The organism is Lactiplantibacillus sp. ME-2 (genome assembly GCF_022549155.1).
GTDB classification, from domain to species: domain Bacteria; phylum Bacillota; class Bacilli; order Lactobacillales; family Lactobacillaceae; genus Lactiplantibacillus; species Lactiplantibacillus plantarum.
In genome coordinates this window covers 1-7,677 of sequence record NZ_JAKZEQ010000062.1, presented here as the reverse complement: position 1 = coordinate 7,677, position 7,677 = coordinate 1, and the positions used below count along the sequence as shown (strand labels likewise).

8 protein-coding genes and 1 pseudogene are annotated in these 7,677 nt (G+C 39.4%); 6 read left to right on the top strand and 3 right to left on the bottom strand.

Going from position 1 to position 7,677, the window contains the following annotated elements; genetic code table 11:
* Positions 1–327: 327 nt before the first annotated feature.
* Positions 328–777, bottom strand: a complete 450-nt coding sequence (locus MMY95_RS14585) for a cupin domain-containing protein (RefSeq protein ID WP_003660057.1) — start codon at positions 775–777, stop codon at positions 328–330.
* A 310-nt stretch (positions 778–1,087) separates the two neighbouring features.
* On the opposite strand from MMY95_RS14585, the pseudogene MMY95_RS14580 reads away from it, so the two are divergent.
* The 3 genes and pseudogenes from MMY95_RS14580 to MMY95_RS14570 form a co-directional block, all read left to right on the top strand.
* Positions 1,088–1,228: pseudogene (locus MMY95_RS14580) on the top strand (plasmid replication initiation protein); the annotation flags it as partial.
* Between the two features lie 240 nt (positions 1,229–1,468).
* Complete coding sequence (locus MMY95_RS14575; RefSeq protein ID WP_003646131.1) at positions 1,469–1,750, top strand: type II toxin-antitoxin system RelB/DinJ family antitoxin; 282 nt, start codon at positions 1,469–1,471, stop codon at positions 1,748–1,750.
* Entirely contained in the window at positions 1,740–2,246 is a 507-nt protein-coding gene (locus MMY95_RS14570) for a hypothetical protein (RefSeq protein ID WP_162816935.1), read from the top strand. Before MMY95_RS14575 ends, MMY95_RS14570 begins: the two co-directional genes overlap by 11 nt.
* Here MMY95_RS14570 and MMY95_RS14565 read toward each other — a convergent pair.
* Positions 2,236–2,514 carry a hypothetical protein gene (locus MMY95_RS14565; protein ID WP_147781422.1) on the bottom strand — a complete coding sequence of 93 codons (279 nt, stop codon included), beginning with the start codon at positions 2,512–2,514 and terminating at the stop codon, positions 2,236–2,238. The genes MMY95_RS14570 and MMY95_RS14565 overlap by 11 nt on opposite strands.
* Positions 2,515–2,530: 16 nt before the next feature.
* On the bottom strand, positions 2,531–2,743 hold the full coding sequence (locus tag MMY95_RS14560) for a hypothetical protein (protein WP_108910191.1): 213 nt from the start codon (positions 2,741–2,743) through the stop codon (positions 2,531–2,533).
* A 271-nt stretch (positions 2,744–3,014) separates the two neighbouring features.
* On the opposite strand from MMY95_RS14560, the gene mobQ reads away from it, so the two are divergent.
* The 3 genes from mobQ (at position 3,015) to MMY95_RS14545 (ending at position 7,647) form a co-directional block, all read left to right on the top strand.
* The gene (mobQ, locus tag MMY95_RS14555; RefSeq protein ID WP_241277762.1) at positions 3,015–5,078 is read left to right on the top strand and encodes a MobQ family relaxase; all 2,064 of its coding nucleotides are present in this window, start codon (positions 3,015–3,017) and stop codon (positions 5,076–5,078) included.
* Between the two features lie 96 nt (positions 5,079–5,174).
* On the top strand, positions 5,175–7,310 hold the full coding sequence (topB, locus tag MMY95_RS14550; RefSeq protein ID WP_241277761.1) for a DNA topoisomerase III: 2,136 nt from the start codon (positions 5,175–5,177) through the stop codon (positions 7,308–7,310).
* A gap of 121 nt (positions 7,311–7,431) precedes the next feature.
* Positions 7,432–7,647 (top strand): hypothetical protein, encoded by a 216-nt coding sequence (locus MMY95_RS14545; protein WP_041153659.1) that lies wholly within the window; start codon positions 7,432–7,434, stop codon positions 7,645–7,647.
* Positions 7,648–7,677: the final 30 nt, after the last annotated feature.

The window sequence follows — 7,677 nt, the reverse complement described above, 5'->3', positions numbered from 1 at the left end:
GATGATTAGCTTAGCCTTCCTGCGAATACTCTTGAAAAGATTCTAAACACGTTCTTAAAACCTGTCTCAAATATTGACTTCAATCCAGCTTGAAGCCAAAGAGTTGCATGGCTTAATTGACGAGTTCGGTAAAACGTATCTGAAAAATGAAGCAACATTTCAAGAAAGTTTTTTAGCATGCCAAATAACTGAACTTGTCGATAATAATTGAATATAGCTAAAAAGGTAGCTCAATAAGCCAAAAAGTTTATTGAGCTACCTTTTATGTTTTTAAAAAATTAATTTAAGAAAAGCTAAATTAGCATCGTCAAAAAAGATTTCATGACTTTATTCACCGGTGCCCTCTAGTGGGCCTTCCTGCTGAATCGCGTCATCTTTGGTCTTTTCATCAGTTCCCTTAGCGTGTTTTACTGGAGAATAAATTGAGAAGACCTTCATAGTTTTACTACCAGCGTTAATTACATTGTGCCAAGTATTATCTGGAATAATTACTGCTTCACCAGGATGAATCTCACGGTCAATCGTCAATTTGTTTTTATCTTTGCCCATTTGAACGTGACCAACACCGTCTACTAAATAAATGAATTGGTCATTGCCATGGTGAATTTCCATTCCGATATCACCACCACCAGCTGGAATTGCCATCAAAGTGACTTGAAAATGATCACCCGTCCACAAAGTAGTTCGATAATTGTCATTAGCTAAGGCAGCGGCCTTTAAATCTGGAGCAAATGGTTGTGGGCCATAATCTTTAAGTTCTAAGTGCTTCTCAGTCATTTTACTGCTTCCTTTCTATACAAATTAAGTATAACACATTATTTGAGATAGACCATAAAATATGTTTTGGCTAGCCTAAAAAGTAAGGTGGTGTGGTTTTATAGTTGGTTTGCTTAAATGGCTATTTAGATTAACTGTCCATCTAAATTAATTGTCAAACTAATCTTTTGATAATGTGCTTAGCTTGATGATTTGTGGAGAAAAATTAAATTCAAAATTACTTATTAATGATAATATGTCAGGCACTGGATGTAAGCTAGTTCCTGAGACAACTTTTAAGAGAGGGTATAATAAGTCAATCGTCTCTTAGAACGTGGAAAACTACCTGTACGGCATCATGCAAAATCTATTTGGTGTTTGGTGGAATAAACAAGCGGCTAGAGAATACGCGGCCAAACACCCCGAAGAAGAAAAGCCAGCCGACAACGACAACAGTGGGTTGTACTACTAGTCCTAAAAGGCTGCAAAATCCTTTCTAAACGGTTTTGAGACCTTTATGCTTAAGCTATATTTAACTGGCTTAAACAGAAGAACAGGGGCTTTTAAATAAGTGTCGGAGCTAACTAGCTCAAAAGTTCAGCCTTTAGATCAATGCCAACCTCAAGTGGTCTGAGGCCAGGGTTTTATCTATTGATTAGATACTCAAAAGGTAGTATAATGGTAGTATTAAAAGAAAGGAGATGAGACAATCATGGCAGTTAAGGAAAAGAAACGGGTCCAAGTCAAGATTGATAAAGATTTGGCCGATGATACCGAAGCAGTTTTAAGCGAATTGGGCTTAAATCCAACCACGGCCATTAACATGTTTTACAAGCGGATTGTTGCTAATGGTGCTTTACCTTTTAATGTGTCTTTAAGCGAAGAAGAAAGAGCTAATTTACGCTTTTTAAAGGCGACCGAAGGGACACCAGTCACCGAGTTCAAAGACGCTAAAGAGGTCGCTGATTGGCTCAACGATCCAGATGAGGACTAATGACTTAGTCAGCCTATACGTTAGTTTTGTAGAAACTAACGGTGGCAAGTCTCGGCCAGTTTTAATTCGTCGGGTATCAGAACAGACGGTCGAGGCTTTTAAAATTACTAGTCAATATGAAAAGAAGTCGGCTTATATCAAGCAACAATATTATTCGATTCAAGATTGGCAATCCGCTGGGTTGAAGAAACCTTCCTGGGTCGATCTTGGTAATATTTATCGCTTTCCCAAAGCCGGTTTAAACTTTAAAGGAATCGGTCATTTAAGTAAGCTAGATCAAAATAAAATTTCAGATTTTACGCTTGACCTAAAATCAAAAAGAAGAGGTAAGGGTAAAAAAATAATTCAACAGCGATCAAGTAAAAGGAAGCACAAAGAAAGTAAAGCAGAGCTTACACAAAGAATTCAAAAACAGTTAAAAGACTTTGCTAAACACAATCCAGAAATTAAGCTAAAAAACAATCCTGAAAATAAAAACGATCGGCCTAGTTATTAGGTTGATCGTTTTTTAATTTATCCGGTTTATGGGCGTTAACATAGTCAGCAAATGTTTTTAAAAGTTCTTCGGTTTGTTCGACCGAGAGGTTATTAGCTTGAAAGTACTTTTCTAATAAAGCCCCTTTTTGAATTAATCGGCGAGAGCGGGCTTTGCGGGCTTGCCGATTTTCATAGTATTTGGATTGTCGTAATTTAAAATCTTCCCGATCCATTTTCTCTTTCAAACGATCTTTTTGCGCAACCAATTTTTCGTATTGATTAGCCATCATTATCACCACTTAGTTACAATTGGTTATTTGATTCATGGTTTAAAACCGTTGCTATTTTTTGCGCGAGGTCTTTGATCTTTTGATTCGATAAATTGGCGTAATCTAAATTTGACGTTTTAATAATTTGCTTGCCAAGGTTTTGTTCAATCTTACTTTTTTCAGCTTTGATCCTTTGATTAAGCTGTTTTAATTTAGCTTCTTGTTTTTCCAATGCCGATTGGGTCATCTTAACTCCTCCTGTCAAATTTGTATATAATTAATAAAAATAATAACACCTGAATCAATCCAAGTCAACATAAATGTTGAAAAAGCGAAGCGTGAGGCGTACACTAACAGTAAATATAAGGGAATCAGAAGACCGAGTGGAACGAGGTCAATGCGCACTTACACACAACAACTAAAGTTGGTTGTGTTATTGTGCTAAAACCTTGTATCAGAAGTCGCCGTTGGCGACAACAAAAGCAAACCCATAAACCCAAAGAAAGGTGGTGACCGACATGGCAATTTTTCACATGAACTTTAGTAATATCAGTGCGGGAAAAGGGAGAAGCGCCATTGCCAGTTCCGCTTATCGAAGTGGTGAAAAGTTATTCGATCAAAAAGAAGGTCGAAGCTATTTTTATGCTCGGTCAGTCATGCCAGAAAGCTTTATTTTGACGCCAAAAAATTCACCTGAATGGACGAGTGATCGAGAGCAGTTGTGGAATGAAGTTGAAAAGAAAGATCGTAAATCAAACTCACGGTATGCAAAAGAGTTTAACGTGGCTTTACCGGTAGAATTAAGTGAATCCGAACAGAAAGAATTACTGACAAAATATGTACAAGAAAATTTTGTTGATGAGGGCATGGTAGCTGATGTGGCAATTCATAGAGATCACCCAGATAATCCGCACGCTCATGTTATGCTAACTAATCGTCCATTTAATCCAGACGGAACATGGGGATTAAAAAGTAAAAGAGAAAATATATTAGATGAAAATGGGAACAAGACTTATACAGGAAATAGTCGTTTTCCAAGATCAAGAAAGGTGTGGCTAGTTGATTGGGATAAAAAAGAAAAAATAACTGAATGGCGGCACAATTGGGCGGTTAGTGTAAATCAAGTTTTAGAGCAAAAAAATATTCCCGATCGGATCAGCGAAAAATCATTTATCGAGGAGGGAATAGATGATACCCCAATGCAACATGAGGGAATCAATAGTAAGCGGCATGAAAGAAAAGAATTTAACCAAGAAGTTAAGGACTATCGCAAGGCCAAAGCCAGTTATAAAAATAACCAAGAAAAAGTAATCAATAGAGGTCATTTAGATAGCCTAAGTAAACACTTCTCGTTTAATGAAAAACGGGTAGTTAAAGAGTTAAGCCATGAACTGAAAACTTATATCAGTTTGGAGAACTTAGATGATAAGCGGCGCATGCTATTTAATTGGAAAAACAGCACCTTAATTAAACATGCGGTTGGTGAAGATGTGACTAAACAATTATTGACAATTAACCAACAAGAAAGCTCACTCAAAAAAGCAGATGAACTCTTAAATAAAGTGGTTGATCGCACGACTAAAAAACTTTATCCAGAGCTTAATTTTGAACAGACCACGCAAGCTGAAAGACGAGAATTAATTAAGGAAACCGATAGCGAACAAACAGTTTTCAAGGGTAGTGAATTAAACGAACGTTTAATGAACATTCGTGATGATTTGTTGACCCAACAATTATTGACCTTTACCAAACGGCCATACGTTGGCTGGAAGTTATTAATGCAACAAGAAAAGGAAGTCAAAATCGAACTGAAATATACGCTGATGATTCATGACGATAACTTAGAAAGTCTAGAACACGTCGATCAAGGGTTACTAGAGAAATATTCACCAACCGAGCAGCAAAAGATTACTCGCGCAGTCAAAGATCTACGGGCAATCATGGCCGTTAAGCAAGTCATTCAAACGCAATACCATGAAGTATTGAAAAGGGCCTTTCCCAAAGGTGATTTAGATGGATTGCCATTGATTAAACAGGAACAAGCCTATACAGCCGTGATGTACTATGATCCTGTTTTAAAGCCATGTCAGGCCGAAACGATTGAACAGTGGCAAACAAATCCACCACAGGTGTTTAGTCCCCAAGAACATCAACAAGGACTAGCTTATTTATCGGGACAGCTTAGCTTAGATCAGTTAGAAAATCATCACTTACAACGGGTTTTAAAGCATGATGGCACTAAACAACTCTTTTTTGGCGAATGCAAAGCCGATCCGACGATTAAGAACAGTCAGATCGAGAAAATCCAAAAACAGTTAAAAGGGCAACAAGCCAAGGACGACCAGTACAGAAAAGCAAATATCGGACATTATCAACCACTGAACTACAAGCCAGTTAGTCCAGACTATTACTTAAAGACGGCCTTTAGTAACGCAATCATGACCGCCCTATATGCCCGTGATGAAGATTACCAACGGCAAAAACAGGCGCAAGGTTTAAAGGAGACTGAGTGGGAAATGACGAAAAAGCAACGGCAACACCAAACCCGGAACCGGCATGAAGATGGGGGCATGCACTTGTAATCGGAATAAAAAATGCACCGTTAAACCTGGTTAAAAGCGGCTGAACAAGGCAGAACAGAATTAGAACAGAAGCTCAATCATAAGGAGTGAACGAACATGACCACTGTTATCTTAGCTGAAAAACCCAGTCAAGCCCGTTCATACGTCCAAGCCTTTCAAAAGAGCACAAAAAAACAGGGTTACTATACGGTTAGTGACCCTGTTTTGCCCGATAATACGCTTGTCACGTATGGTCTCGGACATTTAGTTGAACTAGCCACACCGGATAAATATGATCAGAAATACCAGCAATGGGCCTTATCTAATTTACCGATTTTCCCAGACAAATACAGGTTTGAAGTGTCAACTAGTAAAAGAGCGCAATTCAAGATCGTTAAAGATCTGTTAACGAAAGCCGATACCATTATTGTGGCCACCGATAGTGGTCGAGAAGGGTCAAATATCGCGTGGTCGATCATGAACCAAGCGCATATTGATGTTAAGTCGAAAACGATTAAGCGCCTTTGGTTGAATAGCCTAGAAAAAGACGCGATTATTACCGGCTTTAAAAATCTTGGTGATTGGCACAAAGACTATTTGGCTTATAAAGAAGCCCAAACCCGTCAAATTAGTGACTGGTTAATTGGTATGAATGGCAGTCCTTTATATACTTTGTTATTAAGACAAAACGGGGTACGCGGGGTGTATTCGATTGGTCGAGTACAGACGCCAACCTTATATATGGTCTATCAAAGAGACCAGGCAATCAAAAACTTTAAGCCAGAACCTTATTTTGAACTAAATGCTGAAATTCTTGCTAATCAGCAAAAATTTGTCGCAAAATTAGACCCCTATCAGCGATTTAAAGATGAAGCAGGACTAATAACATTCATGCAAACTAAGCACGTTCAGGAAGGCTCACAGGACGGTTTAATCAAGGACGTCCAAAAACAAGGCAAAAAGCGTGCTAGTCCCCAACTATTCTCACTATCCAGTCTCCAAAGTGCCATGAATAAACGTTATCACGCCAGCGCCAGCCAAACCTTAGCGGCTATTCAAAGCTTATACGAAGACAAACTACTCAGTTATCCCCGCACCGATTGTGCTTATATCACTGATGAAGAATTTGAGTATTTAGTGGCTAATCTGACGAAGTATCTGGGGTTAGTCTCTAAGCCAGTCGCTTTAACCAATACCACCCCAAATAAGCGCTATGTTAATGGAAAAAAGGTTGAAGAACACTACGCCATTATCATGACTAAAGTCGTGCCGACGAAAGAGAAACTAGCCAGCTTGCCTAAATTACAGCAACAAGTCTATGACTTGGTTTTAAGAACCACATTAGCCATGTTTGCTGATCCGTACGAGTACGAGGAAACTACCATTATTACCCAAGTTGGTGACGCCAATTTTAAAGCAACCGGTAAGGTCACAACTAAGCAAGGTTGGCAAGCTTTATTTGATGATCACAAAACCGACCAGCAAGAGGCAGCCACCTTACCGATCGTTCACCAAGGCGACCAAGTTCAAGCGAATCTGCAAACACCGCAAAAAGAAACGACACCACCGGTGCCCTTTACCGAAGGTACCTTAATTACGGCCATGAAGACGGCCGGTAAAACACTTGATGATGAAGAAGCCCAAGCGATTCTTAAAGATGTGCAAGGCATTGGAACGAGTGCAACCCGGGCAAATGTGCTGGAAGTGTTAAAGAAGCGCGGCTATTTAGTTACTGAAAAGAACAAGCTCCACGTCAGTGAAGCGGGGATTACTTTATGTAAAGCGGTTGAACTCGAACCCTTGTTAACTAGCCCAGAGATGACAGCAAAATGGGAGCAAGCATTACAGCAAATCAGTACCGAAGAACGCACCCCAGATAACTTTTTGAGCCAGATTAAGAAGTTTGTGGCGAAGTTAATTGCTGATGTTCCCACGCAATTGACTGGCAGTGCAGCCATTAAGCAACAAATCGATCACCAACAGCAAGCGCAAAAAGCCGCCGAAGTATTCTTAGAAACACCGCAAGCGACCGTTTTAAATAAACAGAAGTTTTACATTGTGAAGCCCAAGCAAGGTGAAGATTTTACCCTGCCCAAGAAATGGAGCAGTAAGACCCTCGGGAAGACCGCGATCAAAGCACTGGTCACCAAAGGGGAAACCAGCAAACTAAAGGGTTTCAAGAGCAAAAAGGGAAAGTCGTTTGACGCCAAGTTAAAGCTCGACGGCCATAAATTAAGTTTTGATTTTGATTAGAACCTGCCTACCGCCCTGCACTACGTTCCGGTTGGTGAACCCGTCATTTAGGTTCACTTTTACAATCCTAAAAGTAAACCCAAACAACGGGTGAGATTAGCAAAGCAAAGGAAATCATGAAATGGATAACGAATTAACAGTCATTGGGAGTGAATTACCGGTTTTGCAGACTAAAGGAGCCTACAAGTATTTAAAAGAAATTACTGGAAATGGAGCTTACTATCAAGTGGCTTGGCAAAAATTAGCCGATGGCTACGTTGCCCTTTATGGCACGACCCCGATTCAAATAAGATCATTGCCAACATTGAATGATATTTTTGAAGATGAGGAGGGGTAACTTATGCCAAATAAAGCAGATGTTAAGGCT